The sequence below is a fragment of the Desulfocurvibacter africanus subsp. africanus DSM 2603 genome, assembly GCF_000422545.1.
Taxonomy (GTDB): Bacteria; Desulfobacterota; Desulfovibrionia; order Desulfovibrionales; family Desulfovibrionaceae; genus Desulfocurvibacter; species Desulfocurvibacter africanus.
Genome location: NZ_AULZ01000020.1, coordinates 35392 through 49400, shown reverse-complemented (window position 1 = coordinate 49400; position 14009 = coordinate 35392). Strand labels below are relative to the sequence as shown.

Sequence of the window (14009 nt, the reverse complement as noted above, 5' to 3'; positions counted from 1 at the left end):
GATCCGGCTTGACCAAGTTCCTGAGCAAGTAGCTTCATTTCCTTTAACGGAAAGCTGGGTTGGTTTTGCTCGCTCCGGAACTGCGGATGCCCCGGCAGTAGCGACAAGGAAGCACTGACTAATGCTTGAAGCAACCAGCGAATCCCTGTGGTTCGCCTTCGGACTGACCCTGTTTGCCGGGCTGGCCACAGGCATCGGCAGCGCCCTGGCCTTCCTCACCCGCCAGACCAGCACGCGCTTTCTGTCGACTTCGCTGGGATTTTCGGCCGGCGTCATGCTGTACGTCTCCTTCATGGAGATCATGCGCAAGGCACAGCTGTCATTGGCAGGAGAGTTGGGCGAGGTTGACGGAACCTGGGCCGCGGTCGGCGCGTTCTTCGCGGGCATTCTGCTCATCGGGATTATCGACAGGCTGGTGCCCTGCGAAGAAAATCCCCACGAAGTACACAAGGTGGAGGAACTCTGCGGGCCGGCAGCGTGTATCCCGAATGGAGCCCTGATGCGCATGGGCCTGTTCACGGCCCTGGCCATCGGCATCCACAACTTTCCGGAGGGCTTGGCCACCTTCGCCGCGGCCCTGCACGACCCGAACCTGGGCGTGCCGGTCGCCGTGGCAGTGGCCATCCACAACATTCCCGAGGGCATCGCCGTGTCCGTGCCCATCTACTACGCCACAGGCAGCCGCCAAAAGGCCTTTGCGTGGTCGTTCCTGTCGGGCTTGTCCGAGCCTTTGGGCGCTATCATCGGCTATGTCTTGCTTTTGCCCTTCTTCAACGGCTTGACCTTTGGCCTGCTCTTTGCCTCCGTGGCGGGCATTATGGTCTTCATCTCGCTGGATGAACTGCTGCCAACGGCTCAGGAGTACGGCCACCATCATCTATCCATCTATGGGCTTGTGGCCGGCATGCTTGTCATGGCCCTGAGCCTGCTCCTATTCATTTAAGTCTACTCTTGGAATAGGGGTAGCCTCACAGCGGCCCTCGGGTTTCTGACCTGCCCGGCTCTTTTCGGACCAGTTGAAACTTAAGAACGTGGCTCCCAGCCGAAAAGGAGGGAGTCATGAGAAATGCACGTTTTGCCGACGAGCAGATGGTGAACATCTTGCGCGAAGCGAATTGTAGTGCTCCCCAGAGATCAGGGAGGGCAGTCTCGTGTCAGACCAAATCTTACCGGAAAGAAGCTCCAGCACTGACTCCTTTTTTAGGGGCTCTCCGATATACTTGAAAGAATAAACCGATTAACAAGAACATAGAAATACGTTGGAGTACAATATCTTAAGCACTTCGAAATGGAGGAAACACTAATGGATGTTAATATTCTTAAAGGAAAATGGAAGCAAATGCGGGGTGAGGCTCAACGTCAATGGGGCAAACTCACAGGGGATGATCTAGATATGATAGAGGGAGATCGTGACAAGCTCATTGGGAAAATACAAGAACGTTACGGCAAACAGAAAGATGAGGCTGAGAAAGAAGTAAACAAGTGGATCTCTAGCACTCATTAATTTGGATTGATCTGTCGCAGATAAGGTGCAGGCAGAACTACTCACATGTTATGAAGTTTGCTCCTGGCTTTTGTTTAGCATTTATGATGTTTTATAACGGAAAGCCAAACGTTATCGCAACAAATCTATAACCACGCAAAGGTTAGTATGGACATTCTGCGCATCTTACTGGCGATACTAATTCCACCTTTGGGTGTTTTTTTACAAGTAGGAATAGGTGTTCAATTTTGGATCAATATTCTTTTAACGCTGCTTGGATACATTCCAGGCATTATCCATGCCATTTATGTTATTTTGAAGTACTAATGATAACCTTTACGAGAACCATATGCTCTCGGTGTTAAACACCTGAGAGTCGCTTATGCTCTTGCCCAAGGAAGCCAGAGGCGGTCCCCCCAAATTCAGACAGGCCTGTAAGGTGTAGCCGATGAACGAGAGGAGACAGCTTTAGAGCATTTTGCTTTTGAAAATGCTCTGCAAGCCATGCGTCGGCATGGCTTGCCGCCCCGCAGGCGTAGGCGGAATGTAATTCCGCCGTCAACGCCGAAGGGAGCGTCTGAAATGCAAAATGCTTAAGAGCAGAGGACACGGTATTCGGCAGAGTTCAAGGCCAAGGTCGCCAAAAGGCCATCAAGTGGGACGAGACGCTAGCCCAGCTTGCATTAAGATTTGGCGTGCATCCGAACCAGGTGCGCAGTGGAGAAAGCAGTCCATTGAAGGGCTGACGGTAGCTTTCGCCGGCAAGCCCGATATGGCGAGCAGCTTTCGGGAGGCCGAGGTCAAGGAACTGCATGCCAAGATCGGCCAGCTTGCGGTCGAACGAGATTTTTAGCCGAGATCTTCAACACCGACCAAGACAGCCAATTCACGAGCCTTGATTGACCCAAACGCTAAAGAATGCCGGAGTCAGGGTCTCCCATGGACGGGACAGGCCGGTGGATGGACAACGCCATAGTCGAGCGGCTGTGGCACTCGCTCACGTACAAGTGCGTTTACCTGCATGCCTTCAAAAGGGGCAGCCAGGCCCGGCTGGAAATCGGCAAGGGGCTTGTCTGCTAGAATTCCAATCATCCCAACTCCAGTCTGGATGGCGGAACTCCCGACGATGTATATGCGGAGGCGTTATTGCCTGGACCGGGGAATGCTCCGGGCATGTCACCATCCCGCCTGGCGGCGTGACAAGCAAACTGGCTACATCTTAGAGCAGCTTGCTTTTAAGACGCCCGCTCCGGCGTTGACGGCGCAAGTGAATTGCGCCTACGCCTACGCGGCGGCAAGCCATGCCGACGCATGGCTTGCAGAGCATTTTCAAAAGCAAAATGCTCTATTTCTGCCGCCGACCTGTCCAGACAATCGGGACCACCCCTGACTCTGATCTCTGTTCTATACCTGCATTCGGCTGATTATCCTTGCCAGAATTCTCCCGGGAGATGTAGAAATTTCAACATGGAAGTATCCTTAACCTGCTCTCTGCCCCGGAGATCTAAATATGCGCTCTCTCTCCCTACTTCTTGCTTTGTGTATTTTGATGGGTCAGTTTCAGGCTTGCGCCACTCGAAATATCAACCTTGTCGACCGAAACCATGAGGCTGCAGACGCACTGCTTCTCAAGGCCGGCGCTTCACTCGACAAGGGCAAACCCATTTTGGTTGCCACCATCATGGATGTCGCTGATTTGACCAAAACATCCCGTTTTGGCCTTATTACCGCGGACATGTTGGCCGGTCGCCTGGCCCAGCAAGGGTATACTGTTCTGGAGATCAAACTTGATCGAGAAAATCTGTACACTTTGACTGGTACCGGAGAGATGCTTCTCTCCAACGAGCTTCGCAACCTTTCAGCTAGCTTTGGAGCGCAGGCTGTACTTATTGGGACGTATGCGCCGGCAGGAGAGCAGGTCTACGTGTCCGCCAAGCTGGTGCGGGCCAAGGACAGCGTCATCATCGCCGCGGAGGATTACAGGCTGCAGGGGGACGATGTCGCCTCACTGATAGATCCCGACTTAGCCCTGAGGACTAGCTCATGGTACTGAGTAGCTCGCAAAAAGAATGTCTACCAGTCCTTGCCAATGCGTGTATGGGTATTATATTTCATTTTGAAGCGAATAAGTCGCTTCATATGTTCTTTGAAGGGGGCGCACTGGTTTCGACGGGGATAGTCGAAGCCTTGGTTGCAGGCCGAGGAGCCGCTGGCCTCGTAAAAAGCGGCAACTGAATAATCGCCAACGATTACAATTACTCCCTGGCAGCTTAGCTAGCCAGCGCTTCGCCGGCAGATGTCTGATACGCCGGGTCGAAGTGCCAAAACATCAGACTGGCGCAACGCGGTGTCCGTGACGCCGAGCGCGAGAACTTTTGCGGACTCACCAGAAGAAAAGCCCGTTCAGGGGCGTTCCTTCGGTTAAATAAAACCTGAACTAAGCCTGTAGATGCCATGAGCTAAGCGTTCTCGGACGCGGGTTCGATTCCCGCCGCCTCCACCAAATTTCTATCCCACCAAGTCCAATGGAATCAGAAAGGCCCGCAAATAGCGGGCTTTTCTGCTTTCTAGTGTCCGGCATAGTCCAGTCTCGTCTTTTGACATCCGGGGGTAACTGGGGGTAAGCATGGGGGTAGGCGAGCTTCGAAGCGCAAAAAAACGCTTGAGTTACCCCCACACGTCTTGGAGCCCCCGCTATGCCGCTATCCGATACGTCCGTCCGCAATGCCAAGCCCGAGTCCAAGCCCCGCAAGTTATCCGATGGTGGGGGTATGTTCCTGCTTGTTACCCCCAGCGGGGGGAAATGGTGGCGTTTCAAGTATCGCTTTAAGGGCAAGGAAAAACTTCTTTCCCTCGGCGTCTATCCCGATGTGAGCTTGAAGGAGGCCCGAGAGCGCCGCGACGAAGCCCGGAAGCTGCTCGCCAATGGCATTGACCCGAGCGAGACGCGCAAGGCGGAGAAGAACAGCCAAGCGGACAGCTTCGAGGAAGTGGCCCGTGAATGGTACGACAAGTTCAAGCCCTCCTGGTCCGACTCTCATGCTATGCGCATTCTTCGCCGCCTTGAACAGAATATCTTCCCCTGGCTGGGCTCCCGGCCGATCAAAACCATATCCGCACCTGACCTATTGGCGGTAATCCGCCGCATCGAGACACGCGGGGCTGTCGAGACTGCCCACCGTGCCCTGCAGAACTGCGGCCAAATCTTCCGCTATGCCGTCGCATGCGGCCGGGCCGAACGTGATCCGTCCGGCGATTTGCGCGGCGCCCTCCCCCCTTCCGAAGAAAAGCACCATGCCAGCCTGACGGACCCCAAAGCCGTTGCCGCTCTCCTGCGCGACATCGATGACTATGAGGGCTCTTTTGTCACGCGCTGCGCCTTGCGCCTAGCTCCGCTGGTCTTTGTCCGGCCCGGCGAGCTTCGCCATGCCGAGTGGTCCGAGATCGACCTTGACCATGCCGAATGGCGCATCCCTGCCGAGAAGATGAAAGCGCGCACGATGCATATCGTTCCCCTCTCCAAACAAGCCGTGGAGATCATGCGCGAACTTCATGCACTGACTGGCCAGGGCAAGTACCTCTTCCCGAGCGTGCGGACCAGCGCCCGGCCCATGAGCGAGAACACGGTTAACGCCGCTCTTCGCCGCCTGGGCTACTCCAAGGACGAAATGACCGGCCACGGCTTCCGCTCCATGGCGTCCACCATTCTGAATGAACAGGGCTGGAACCGTGACGCAATTGAGCGCCAGCTTGCCCATGCCGAGCGCAATTCAGTCCGCGCCGCCTACAACTATGCTGAGTTTCTGCCCGAGCGCCGGAGGATGATGCAGAGTTGGAGTGATTACTTGGACGCGCTACGCTCAGGGACGAAGATCATTCCCTTCCGCACCGGCCAAGTGGCTTAGATGGCGATCCGCCCGAATCAATCGGGCAGCGCATAGAAAGCGGTCCGGCCAGGTGTTACCAGCACCAAAGACCGGACCTAACCACAACCGTCCTGAACAGGAGGAACGGCCATGGCTGAGCAATCCCTTATCTACCGCGACCAGGCTTTGCAACCCGCTCCAGTTATTCCAGGCTTTCGAGATCTCTCCACGTTTTCCACCTGCCTAGAGGATATTATGTTTCAAGCCATCGGCCGTCTTGAAGGCTTCCTCGAGATGACTTCCGACTGTGCCGGTCCCGAAAAGATGATGATTGCCGACATTGGCCTTGAGCTTCTGAAAAATGCCAAGCGCGAGATGGTGGAGAATTTCAACCTGATTGAGCGACATTTCGGCACTATCAGAATTGATCGCTTCACCTGGGGTAAGGAATGCCGGAAGGCTCGTGTGGCTGGTGATTGCATCGGAGTGCAGGTGTTTCGCAATAAGGGCGGCAGACAGGAGCCCGTCCTCCTGCTGGAGAAAGAGGCCCACTATGTCTGAGATCCAAGCCGCCATCTCAGGCGAAATAAGCGACATGGCCGAAGCTGTCCGGGCCGTGAGCCTTCGCGAACTTATCGTCAGCTTGCTTAATGACAGCATAGACAATGCCCTGGGGCCAATCGATGACCTATTTTTGCTTGCCGGCCGCACCGCTGGTGAACATGGAGCAGACAATCCCGACCTTCATAGTGTCTGTCGAGTGGGCCAGGTGCTTCATGACTCAGCGCGCAAGGAACTGCTCGCCATGACAAGCATGGTTGAGGAGTTGATAGCGGGCAGGCGCAAGAAATAGCTTACGCGCAGCCTGCCAGGGAAGGCGCGCTGCGTGGCTGCCAGCCCAAAAGAATTGACGAGCTCTCACCTGTTCTGCAATTATTTACTACGTATTGGGCTTAATAAGTCATCCTCGGTCAACCGAGATGGCAAGATAACGCCCCTCCATCTCCCGGCCTAGATGTAGATTGCTACCTATGTCGAAAGGGCGGTACTCCCGCCGCCTTGGCTGGATAATCTTGGGAGCGCAGGCAGGGAACCTCATGCAATTACAGTTCACCGGCAAGGAGCTTGTGGCGCGATTGGGAATCAATGCAGAAACTCTTCGCGAGTTGATAATTAAGGAGGAGCTTCTTCCAATCAAAGAAGGGTTTAACAAGTTCAACTCATATAAAGAAGTCAAGAGATATGCCAAGCTTACTCGTAGTTGGAAGGAGAAGGAAATTGGCGGCTCTTGTCTTGAGCCAATATATGGAGAAGATACCTGCAAAGGCCTTATAGATGAAAGAATTACTTTAGCTTTTGCTTTGCATCTCCGATTTTCGAGAAAGGATGTTGAAGCTTTTGTACAATCCAATTTTGCCAATCAGCATGTCAATGAAACGGATGTACCACGAGAAGTGCAAGAAGAGATACCGCCAACGAGATCGACCACCCTAGCCGCTACTCCCCAAGTAAGCCTGGAGGAATTGGCGACCAGTTTGAGGGAAAATGGCTGTGGGTTGCCAGAACAAGCATGGGTCCTGAATAAGTCTTTTCCAAAGCAACAGAAGAAGATTGGCTGGTTGCTTCATGATGATAAGAGCATAGGACCCGAACGCGCTAGGCAATACACGCGCGAGCTCCGCAAGAAACATGAATCCATGTTGAGACCCGAGGCTGCCTAGCTAAAGTTTTACGCAACGCCTACCGTTTTTACCATTCGCACTACCAGAAGTACCAGCGACTACCACAGCCGGTAGTAACTACTCCTTGGTTAGTCCAGTAACGGCTAACCAAGGAGCCTTTATGTCCAACCTGCATTCCCTTCCCAAGGATGGCTTTGTCAGAGCCCGGCAGATCGTGGGTGATGCAAAGCGCGGCATCCCGCCGATCATTCCTGTTTCCAGATCCGCTTGGTGGGCTGGCGTTGCGTCCGGTCGCTACCCAAAGCCCGTAAAGCTCGGACCACGTACGACAGCCTGGCGCGCCGAAGACATCCGACGATTGGTCGAAAACCTGTCGGGGGGCGCAGATGAAAAGTAAGACCCCGGAAGCCTTGACGGACAACCGGGGCGTACAAATTGGCGGCACCAATTCTGTATATGCTTCCGGCCCCGAAGGCAAGGACGACAACTCTTCCGAAGCGCAGCGCACCCGCATTCTCGAACACCTGTATAGTGCGAGTTTGACCACCCTGGAGGCGCGCCGACTTCTGGACGTGCTGCACCCTGCAGCTCGCGTTATGGAGCTGCGTCGGGCGGGCTATCGGATCGTCACGCACTGGACAGAGGACATAACCCCTGAGGGAAAGCCACACCGCGTGGCTCGGTATGTTCTACATGGGGAGGGCGTGGCATGAAAAAACTATTGGCTTGCTACCGCTACCAGGCTCCGCTCGACCTCATGCCTTCTGAGGCAACCGAGTTGAACCGGTTTGTGCGGAGCCTCGATGACGCGCCATGCTCGAACTGCAATGGCCCGGCGCACGCGACAGTCCTTCTTGCTGTAGAGCCCACCGAAGAACAAGGACAGGTGACGATAGTCTTTGGGCGGTTCTGTCTGGTGTGCATGGCCCTAGCGAAAGATGAGGGGGTGATTTGATGCCCCTGCCCTTTCTCGTCAGAAATCAAGATAAACTCATCTTGGAGCATACAGCCCGGCGCCATGCCGATGCCGCAAGCGCGCAAACGATTCCTGCCAGCCCAAAGAGCCGCGGTTATAGGCGGGACATCGCAAACAATCTCGTGGACGCGCTCGCCGTGGCGGGCTGGCCCTGGAATCGTCGTCTGTCGCTCTATCTCGACTCTCTGGAGGCCGAGGAATGAGCGACATCACCACGGACTTCCGCCGTTGTATGGAGAACGCTGGCCTGGCGCCCGGCGAAGAGATCATCTCTGATGGCAACCTCCATCGCTGTGGGACCGCTGATAAACCCGTCTCGAAGAATGGCTGGTATGTGCTTCATGCTGATATCCCGGCATCTGGCGCCTATGGCGACTGGAGAACGGGAGAATCTGGAACGTGGACAGCTAAGGCGGACCGCGACCTATCGCCAGCCGAGCGGGAACGAATCAAGACCCGTATCAAGACGGATCGCAAGGCCCGGGAGGCCGAAGAGGTTCGACGCCACGCCGAAGCAGCGGAGCGGGCCAGATGCATCCTTGAGTCAGCCGAACCCGCAACGGATGGCCACCCATACTTGAAACGCAAGGGCGTTCCCGCTCATTCCGGTGCTAAGCTCGCCAGGGATGGCCGGCTTGTAATCCCGGTCCTCGGTCCGGACGGCAAACCGCAATCTGTTCAATTCATTGATGCTGATGGTGGCAAGATGTTCCTGGCCGGAGGCAAGACTGCCGGCGGCTACTTCGCCATCAGGGGAGCCGACGGACCGCTCTACATCTGCGAGGGCTACGCTACCGCTGCAAGCATCCACGTTGTCACTGACGGGACCGTCTTGGCTGCCTTCAACTGCGGTAATCTAAAAGCCGTGGCCCAGGTTGCGCGGAACCGCTACCCTGAGCGGCAAATCATCTTGTGCGCTGACGATGACCACGCCACGCAGGGCAATCCCGGCCTGACAAAGTCCCGCGAGGCAGCCAGTGCCGTGGGCGGGCTTATGGCCGTGCCCACCTTCTCCGAGTCGGCCAATCGCGGAACAGACTTCAATGACCTGCACCAGGCCGAAGGACCGGAAGTCGTGCGCCGTTGCCTTGTTGATGCAAAACCGTTGGACACGTCGGACATGTCGGACAACGCCTACTCTCCCAATGGAAAGGGGCTGTCCGACACTGGAAATGGGCAGCCGGACACGTCGGACAAAGCCGCGTCAGTGGCCGTTCCCAAGGGCTTTTTGAACAATGAGGCTGGCCTATTCCGCCTGGAGGAAGACCAGGAAGGCGCAGTGCAGCAAGTGTGGCTTGGCCCCTGTCTAGATGTGCTGGGCATGACCAGAGATACCGACGGCGCGGCCTGGGGGCTATATGTCCAATGGCGCGACCCTGATGGCCATGTCCACCGCTGGGCCATGCCCCTGTCCATGCTCTCGCGGGATGATTCTGGGTGGCACTCCTCTCTTGCTGATGGGGGATGGACTGGAGCGCCAGGCAAGAAGGCGCGCCAGGGTGTTGCAACCTACCTGGCCACGTCGAGGCCGAAAGACCGCGTGCGCTGTGTGAACCGGACAGGCTGGCAAAATGGCCTTTTCGTGCTGCCCGACAGCGCTGTCGGCAACTCAAGCGAATTGGTTGTCCTCCAGCGCGAAGGAGCTGAAGGCATATACCGCACAGGCGGAACGCTGGAGGGCTGGCAAACGACTATCGGCACATGGGCAACTGGCAATTCGCGTCTTGTGCTTGCGGTATGCACGGCCTTCGCCGCGGCTCTGCTTGAAATAGCCGGCCAGGAAAGCGGCGGCTTCAACTTTGTCGGCGGGAGCTCCACCGGCAAATCAACCGCGCTGCATGCGGCTGGCTCAGCTTGCGGGGGCGGAGGCATCGGCGGTTATGTCCGCAACTGGCGAGCCACGGCCAATGGCCTTGAAGGTCTGGCCGCTATGCATTGCGATTCGCTTTTGTGTCTGGATGAGCTGGGCCAAGCTGATGCCCGGGCAGTGAGCGAAGCAGCTTACATGCTTGCAAACGGGTCCGGCAAGTCTCGAGCGTCCCGCGACGGCTCGCACAGGATGCCGGCCACATGGCGAACGCTGGTGCTCTCGAGTGGAGAAATCGGGCTCGCCGCGAAGATTGCCGAAGAGACCGGGCGATCTATCAAAGCCGGCCAAGAGGTCCGCCTTGTGGACGTTCAGGCCGATGCGGGCAAGGGACTGGGACTCTTCGAGGATCTTCATGGTCATGCCTCACCTACCCTGTTTGCCGACAGCATCAAGCGGGCCGCTGTCACACATTATGGGCATGCCTTCAGGGCTTTTGTTGCGCGCATGGCCTCCGAGATGGACCAAGTCCGCACCGGTGTCTTGGAGGCAATCCCGGCCTTTGTAGACGGAGCCTGCCCAGCTGACGCCGATGGTCAGGTCCGTCGCGTGGCCGCTCGCTTTGCTCTGTGCGCCGTGGCCGGCGAAATGGCTGCTGAATGGGGCATCCTGCCCTGGCGGGCCGGCGAAGCCCTGGAGGCTGCTAAGCGCTGCCTTGACGAGTGGATAGCAGGAAGGGGCGGGGCCGGGGCTTCCGAGGATCGGGCGATCCTGACCGTTGTCCGCTTGTTCCTTGAGCAGCATGGCGCGGCCCGCTTCCAAGACCTTGATGAGGAAGGCAAAGCCAATGCGGAAAAATGCATCAACCGGGCCGGATTCCGACGCAAGACGCCGGGCGGGCATGAGTTCATTTTCTTGCCGAGCGTCTTTGATGCTGAAGTCCTACGCGGCCATGACGTAAACCGAGCCGCCAAGGTGTTGCAGCGAGCGGGATGGCTGCGGACCAATGAACGGGGCCTGCGCGCAAGGGTTCAACTCCCAGGTCTTGGGCGGCAGCGCTGCTATGTCGTGGCCCTGCCGGATGGGCAGGAGGGCTAAGCGCATGTCCTGGATAAATCTGTTCAAGCGCAAGCCCGTGTCCGACGTGTCCGACGTGTCTGAAATACCGTCGGACAGCCCGGAAGCAAGGAATGGCAATGGCCCGTCCGATGTGTCCGACGTGTCCAGCGCATTTTTGATGACCCGGACAATTTCGCAGGACAAGGCCGACGCTCACTATGACCTCGATCGCCTGCTGTGGTGCCTGGACGCATACCGAGCCGAAGGGCTCAAGCTGCACTTCTACGCCGTGAGCCCTGAACCGCAATTCACGTTGGTCTATCCCGAGCAATTCACGCCGTCCGAGCGGATCATGGTGCAAGGCTACTTCCTCAAGGCCGTGGACCTGATTGCCGAGCACGCGCACGAGCTGACCAAGGGGCGCGTCCTGCACAACAACTGGCGGCACACAGAATGAAAGTCGTTTACCCCCTGCGGTGGCCCATATGCCCCAAATGCGCCGTTGACGCCGTTGCTCTGGATGGCGAGCGCGTCTTGCCCACTGGAGAAACCCTGTTCCTCTTCACCTGCCAGAACTGCACTCACGCTTTCGAGTGGACCAAGGCCATTCCAAAATGGGCGGCCGTGGAGTGGCTGGAACCGAAACAGGCGGGGGCCGCATGCTGATCCTCGTGGACTCCCGAGAGCAAGCCCCCTTCTCCTTCGACCGCTACGAGTGCGAGACGGCCAGTGCTGGACTTGCAACTGGCGACTACTCACTTGCCGGTCTGGAAGACCGCGTGGCCGTCGAGCGCAAGAGCCTGGATGACTTAATCGGCTGCCTCATGGGGGCGGGTCGGGAACGATTCGAGCGCGAGCTTGCCCGAGCTGCTGCCTTGGATCGCTTCGCCGTGGTCGTGGAGGCCTCATTCCAGGATCTGGCCGAAAGCCGTTACCGCTCACGCATGAAGCCCCATGCTGCCTTGCAAAGTGTCCTGGCCTTCCAGGTGCGGCATGGCTCGCCTTTCTTTTGGGCAGGCAATCGGGCCGGGGCCGAGTATGCCGTCTTTCACTTCCTGCGCCACTACCTGAGGGAAGCTCAGGAACGCCTACGGTCCATCATCAAAGCCCATGGTGGATCTCCAGTTGGCATATGTGAGCACTCTCAAGACGCGAAAACCAGCCCACGGGCTGACGGTTCACTTCAACCTTCACAGGAGGAAAAAATCATGAGGGCGAAGGCGCATGGCTGACAACTCGCTGACACCTGAAAAACGAGAACAATTCCTGACTTATTTGGCCAACTGCGGGAACGTGACTCGGGCGGCGGAACAAGCTGGCTTGAGCCGCGTCTACCTCTATCAGGTGAGGAGCGAGGAGCCAGAGTTTGCCGCCCGGTGGGAAGAGGCCGCAAAGATCGGTGCCTTCCGCCTCGAAGATGAGGCCCGCCGCCGCGGCGCCGAGGGCGTAGATGAGCCCGTATGGCACCGCGGCGAGATGTGCGGGACCGTGCGCAAGTACAGCGACACGCTCCTAATCTGCCTGCTCAATGCCACTTCCCCAAAAAGTACAAGCAGCGCCATGCACAAGAACTCACTGGCAGGGACGGTGCCCCGCTCCTGCCTCTGGGCCTCACCATCGTGATCGACGGCAAGCAGGAACAAGACAATGAGTAGTACGACGGCACGAAAAACATTTGCGCTCAGCTCCAGCCTGAGCCAGCTTGGAGGACTCTTCTAATGGTACCACGCCCCACAGCTCGCGTATTCAACCCGACTTCCAACCGTTCCGCCCAGGGCAGCGCAACGACTGGCCGCTATGTTGAAACGCCTGGCGCGGCCAAGATCTATTCGCCCTACAGCGACCCGTACACATACGACGACTCATCCCCCGTGCAGGTCGCCCCCGTGCAGACCCAGCCGCAGAGGCAGGCCACGCCGACGCAGGCCGTTGATCCGGTGGCCGACGTAGGCAGCACCTACAACCCGGCGAACGTGGACAAGGAAGCCATGCTGGACCCTGAGACGCAGCAGCAGGTGATTGATGCAGCCAAGGGCGCTGTCGTCGGGCGAGCCAAGGACGCAGCGCTGCAAGGCGGGATTACCGGCACGGCTGTCGGGGCTGCCGGCTATGGAACCAACGCCGCAATCGGTGCCGGATTGGGCACGGCAGGCAATGCCCTGGTGGGTCTCGGCAGCCTGACCAACCCGGTCGGCCTGGGCGTCATGGCCGCGCCGGCTCTCAACGAGTATGGCCCCAAGGCGCTGGCCGAACTCAACAAGATGTATGGCGTCAACCGGTTTGAAGACAGATACAGCGTTGACTATGACCCGATTGAGGGGTTCGATATATCCAGCATAGCGCCAGAGCTTCAAGAACAGGCCGCCATGGACAGCTTCAACATCAGCGCCGCATATGACAGACAACGCCGGCCCTTTACCGAGCAGCTTGCCGATACCACTGTTGGGCGGGCGGTAACTGGCTTCGTGGATGACTATGTCGTCGACCCGGCTAAGCGGTACCTGATCAACCCTGCCCTGGAGGCCGTCGGCCTGAGGGACTCTGACAGCGATGTCGCCCAGCGTGACAGGGACGCCAGGGCGGGCGCTCGGGCCAGACAGGATCTCAACACCATGCTTGGCATCGACCCCGGCATGAGCTTCGTGGATGATGGCCGCAGGATGAGCTTTGACGTTGCTTCGATGGATGCACCCCAAGATCAGCGCATGAGCTTTGACCGGCCCGCCGAGAGCATCGCCGAGACCGCCATGGACGAGCGCACCCCCGACATGGCCGTGTCGAACTACGACTACAATCCCCAGATGAGCCACGCGGAAAACCTGGAGCGCATGCAGACGCAGGAGAATAGGCAGAAGGAGCAGCAGGAGGAGAAGAAGCCGGAGCAGGCCGCCCCGACTAAGACCACCAGCAAATACCCGAACTCGTATCAACCTTCCGGCGTCGGCAGCAAGGGGCACATCAGCACGGGCGGGAATGGCGGGCTTCGGTCTAACGAGGCTAAAAACAGAAGCTACACCGGCAACACGACACCAGGAAGTTTCCGCAGCAGCGGAGGCGGAGGCAACACCGGAGCCGGCGGAAACGGCGGACGCGGCGGGGCCGGGAACAACTACTAGCGGGGGCGCTTCGGCGGCGG

The 14009-nt window shown here is 57.7% G+C and carries 19 protein-coding genes and 1 other RNA gene; all 20 read left to right on the top strand.

Annotated features, from left to right (window positions below; translation table 11 throughout):
* Positions 1 to 121: 121 nt before the first annotated feature.
* The 20 genes from zupT (at position 122) to H585_RS0113990 (ending at position 13989) form a co-directional block, all read left to right on the top strand.
* Entirely contained in the window at positions 122 to 943 is an 822-nt protein-coding gene (gene zupT / locus H585_RS0114075; RefSeq protein WP_014261143.1) for a zinc transporter ZupT, read from the top strand.
* 360 nt (positions 944 to 1303) lie between these two features.
* A complete protein-coding gene (locus H585_RS0114070) occupies positions 1304 to 1504 on the top strand; it encodes a CsbD family protein (RefSeq protein WP_027368274.1) in 201 nt (66 codons plus the stop codon).
* Between the two features lie 147 nt (positions 1505 to 1651).
* On the top strand, positions 1652 to 1810 hold the full coding sequence (locus H585_RS22635) for a YqaE/Pmp3 family membrane protein (protein ID WP_081473849.1): 159 nt from the start codon (positions 1652 to 1654) through the stop codon (positions 1808 to 1810).
* A 612-nt stretch (positions 1811 to 2422) separates the two neighbouring features.
* On the top strand, positions 2423 to 2563 hold the full coding sequence (locus H585_RS23955) for a transposase (protein WP_138708199.1): 141 nt from the start codon (positions 2423 to 2425) through the stop codon (positions 2561 to 2563).
* Positions 2564 to 2993: 430 nt separating this feature from the next.
* Entirely contained in the window at positions 2994 to 3536 is a 543-nt protein-coding gene (locus tag H585_RS0114055) for a FlgO family outer membrane protein (RefSeq protein ID WP_027368273.1), read from the top strand.
* Positions 3537 to 3634: 98 nt separating this feature from the next.
* Positions 3635 to 3986: a transfer-messenger RNA gene (gene ssrA, locus H585_RS22625) on the top strand.
* Positions 3987 to 4179: 193 nt separating this feature from the next.
* On the top strand, positions 4180 to 5388 hold the full coding sequence (locus tag H585_RS0114050) for a tyrosine-type recombinase/integrase (RefSeq protein ID WP_027368272.1): 1209 nt from the start codon (positions 4180 to 4182) through the stop codon (positions 5386 to 5388).
* A gap of 111 nt (positions 5389 to 5499) precedes the next feature.
* Positions 5500 to 5910, top strand: a complete 411-nt coding sequence (locus tag H585_RS0114045; protein WP_027368271.1) for a hypothetical protein — start codon at positions 5500 to 5502, stop codon at positions 5908 to 5910.
* Between the two features lie 34 nt (positions 5911 to 5944).
* A complete protein-coding gene (locus H585_RS0114040; RefSeq protein ID WP_138708198.1) occupies positions 5945 to 6202 on the top strand; it encodes a hypothetical protein in 258 nt (85 codons plus the stop codon).
* Between the two features lie 244 nt (positions 6203 to 6446).
* The gene (locus tag H585_RS0114035; RefSeq protein WP_027368269.1) at positions 6447 to 7070 is read left to right on the top strand and encodes a hypothetical protein; all 624 of its coding nucleotides are present in this window, start codon (positions 6447 to 6449) and stop codon (positions 7068 to 7070) included.
* Positions 7071 to 7191: 121 nt separating this feature from the next.
* Positions 7192 to 7428 carry a helix-turn-helix transcriptional regulator gene (locus H585_RS22620; RefSeq protein ID WP_081678683.1) on the top strand — a complete coding sequence of 79 codons (237 nt, stop codon included), beginning with the start codon at positions 7192 to 7194 and terminating at the stop codon, positions 7426 to 7428.
* Complete coding sequence (locus tag H585_RS0114030; RefSeq protein WP_081678682.1) at positions 7418 to 7744, top strand: helix-turn-helix domain-containing protein; 327 nt, start codon at positions 7418 to 7420, stop codon at positions 7742 to 7744. Before H585_RS22620 ends, H585_RS0114030 begins: the two co-directional genes overlap by 11 nt.
* On the top strand, positions 7741 to 7986 hold the full coding sequence (locus H585_RS23560; RefSeq protein ID WP_027368267.1) for a hypothetical protein: 246 nt from the start codon (positions 7741 to 7743) through the stop codon (positions 7984 to 7986). The genes H585_RS0114030 and H585_RS23560 overlap by 4 nt, the downstream gene beginning before the upstream one ends.
* A complete protein-coding gene (locus H585_RS0114020; RefSeq protein ID WP_027368266.1) occupies positions 7986 to 8210 on the top strand; it encodes a hypothetical protein in 225 nt (74 codons plus the stop codon). The genes H585_RS23560 and H585_RS0114020 overlap by 1 nt, the downstream gene beginning before the upstream one ends.
* Entirely contained in the window at positions 8207 to 10912 is a 2706-nt protein-coding gene (locus tag H585_RS0114015; protein ID WP_027368265.1) for a DUF927 domain-containing protein, read from the top strand. Before H585_RS0114020 ends, H585_RS0114015 begins: the two co-directional genes overlap by 4 nt.
* A 4-nt stretch (positions 10913 to 10916) precedes the next feature.
* On the top strand, positions 10917 to 11330 hold the full coding sequence (locus H585_RS0114010; RefSeq protein ID WP_027368264.1) for a hypothetical protein: 414 nt from the start codon (positions 10917 to 10919) through the stop codon (positions 11328 to 11330).
* Positions 11327 to 11539 (top strand): hypothetical protein, encoded by a 213-nt coding sequence (locus tag H585_RS0114005; protein ID WP_027368263.1) that lies wholly within the window; start codon positions 11327 to 11329, stop codon positions 11537 to 11539. The genes H585_RS0114010 and H585_RS0114005 overlap by 4 nt, the downstream gene beginning before the upstream one ends.
* Positions 11533 to 12105, top strand: coding sequence for an ERCC4 domain-containing protein (locus H585_RS21575; RefSeq protein WP_081678681.1), 573 nt, complete (start codon positions 11533 to 11535; stop codon positions 12103 to 12105). Before H585_RS0114005 ends, H585_RS21575 begins: the two co-directional genes overlap by 7 nt.
* A complete protein-coding gene (locus H585_RS21570) occupies positions 12098 to 12496 on the top strand; it encodes a hypothetical protein (protein ID WP_051183162.1) in 399 nt (132 codons plus the stop codon). The genes H585_RS21575 and H585_RS21570 overlap by 8 nt, the downstream gene beginning before the upstream one ends.
* A 95-nt stretch (positions 12497 to 12591) precedes the next feature.
* Positions 12592 to 13989, top strand: a complete 1398-nt coding sequence (locus tag H585_RS0113990) for a glycine zipper family protein (protein WP_027368262.1) — start codon at positions 12592 to 12594, stop codon at positions 13987 to 13989.
* The last annotated feature ends 20 nt before the right edge of the window (positions 13990 to 14009 follow it).

Bases quoted from the DNA above. Each gene is read 5' to 3' on its own strand.
- H585_RS23955 (WP_138708199.1), top strand. From the start codon at position 2,423: ATGGACGGGACAGGCCGGTGGATGGACAACGCCATAGTCGAGCGGCTG.
- H585_RS0114005 (WP_027368263.1), top strand. From the start codon at position 11,327: ATGAAAGTCGTTTACCCCCTGCGGTGGCCCATATGCCCCAAATGCGCC.
- H585_RS0114055 (WP_027368273.1), top strand. From the start codon at position 2,994: ATGCGCTCTCTCTCCCTACTTCTTGCTTTGTGTATTTTGATGGGTCAG.
- H585_RS0113990 (WP_027368262.1), top strand. From the start codon at position 12,592: ATGGTACCACGCCCCACAGCTCGCGTATTCAACCCGACTTCCAACCGT.
- H585_RS0114030 (WP_081678682.1), top strand. From the start codon at position 7,418: ATGAAAAGTAAGACCCCGGAAGCCTTGACGGACAACCGGGGCGTACAA.
- H585_RS23560 (WP_027368267.1), top strand. From the start codon at position 7,741: ATGAAAAAACTATTGGCTTGCTACCGCTACCAGGCTCCGCTCGACCTC.
- H585_RS0114045 (WP_027368271.1), top strand. From the start codon at position 5,500: ATGGCTGAGCAATCCCTTATCTACCGCGACCAGGCTTTGCAACCCGCT.
- H585_RS0114070 (WP_027368274.1), top strand. From the start codon at position 1,304: ATGGATGTTAATATTCTTAAAGGAAAATGGAAGCAAATGCGGGGTGAG.
- H585_RS21575 (WP_081678681.1), top strand. From the start codon at position 11,533: ATGCTGATCCTCGTGGACTCCCGAGAGCAAGCCCCCTTCTCCTTCGAC.
- H585_RS0114040 (WP_138708198.1), top strand. From the start codon at position 5,945: ATGGCCGAAGCTGTCCGGGCCGTGAGCCTTCGCGAACTTATCGTCAGC.
- H585_RS0114050 (WP_027368272.1), top strand. From the start codon at position 4,180: ATGCCGCTATCCGATACGTCCGTCCGCAATGCCAAGCCCGAGTCCAAG.
- H585_RS0114015 (WP_027368265.1), top strand. From the start codon at position 8,207: ATGAGCGACATCACCACGGACTTCCGCCGTTGTATGGAGAACGCTGGC.
- H585_RS0114020 (WP_027368266.1), top strand. From the start codon at position 7,986: ATGCCCCTGCCCTTTCTCGTCAGAAATCAAGATAAACTCATCTTGGAG.
- H585_RS0114035 (WP_027368269.1), top strand. From the start codon at position 6,447: ATGCAATTACAGTTCACCGGCAAGGAGCTTGTGGCGCGATTGGGAATC.
- H585_RS22635 (WP_081473849.1), top strand. From the start codon at position 1,652: ATGGACATTCTGCGCATCTTACTGGCGATACTAATTCCACCTTTGGGT.
- H585_RS0114010 (WP_027368264.1), top strand. From the start codon at position 10,917: ATGTCCTGGATAAATCTGTTCAAGCGCAAGCCCGTGTCCGACGTGTCC.
- H585_RS22620 (WP_081678683.1), top strand. From the start codon at position 7,192: ATGTCCAACCTGCATTCCCTTCCCAAGGATGGCTTTGTCAGAGCCCGG.
- H585_RS21570 (WP_051183162.1), top strand. From the start codon at position 12,098: ATGGCTGACAACTCGCTGACACCTGAAAAACGAGAACAATTCCTGACT.
- zupT (WP_014261143.1), top strand. From the start codon at position 122: ATGCTTGAAGCAACCAGCGAATCCCTGTGGTTCGCCTTCGGACTGACC.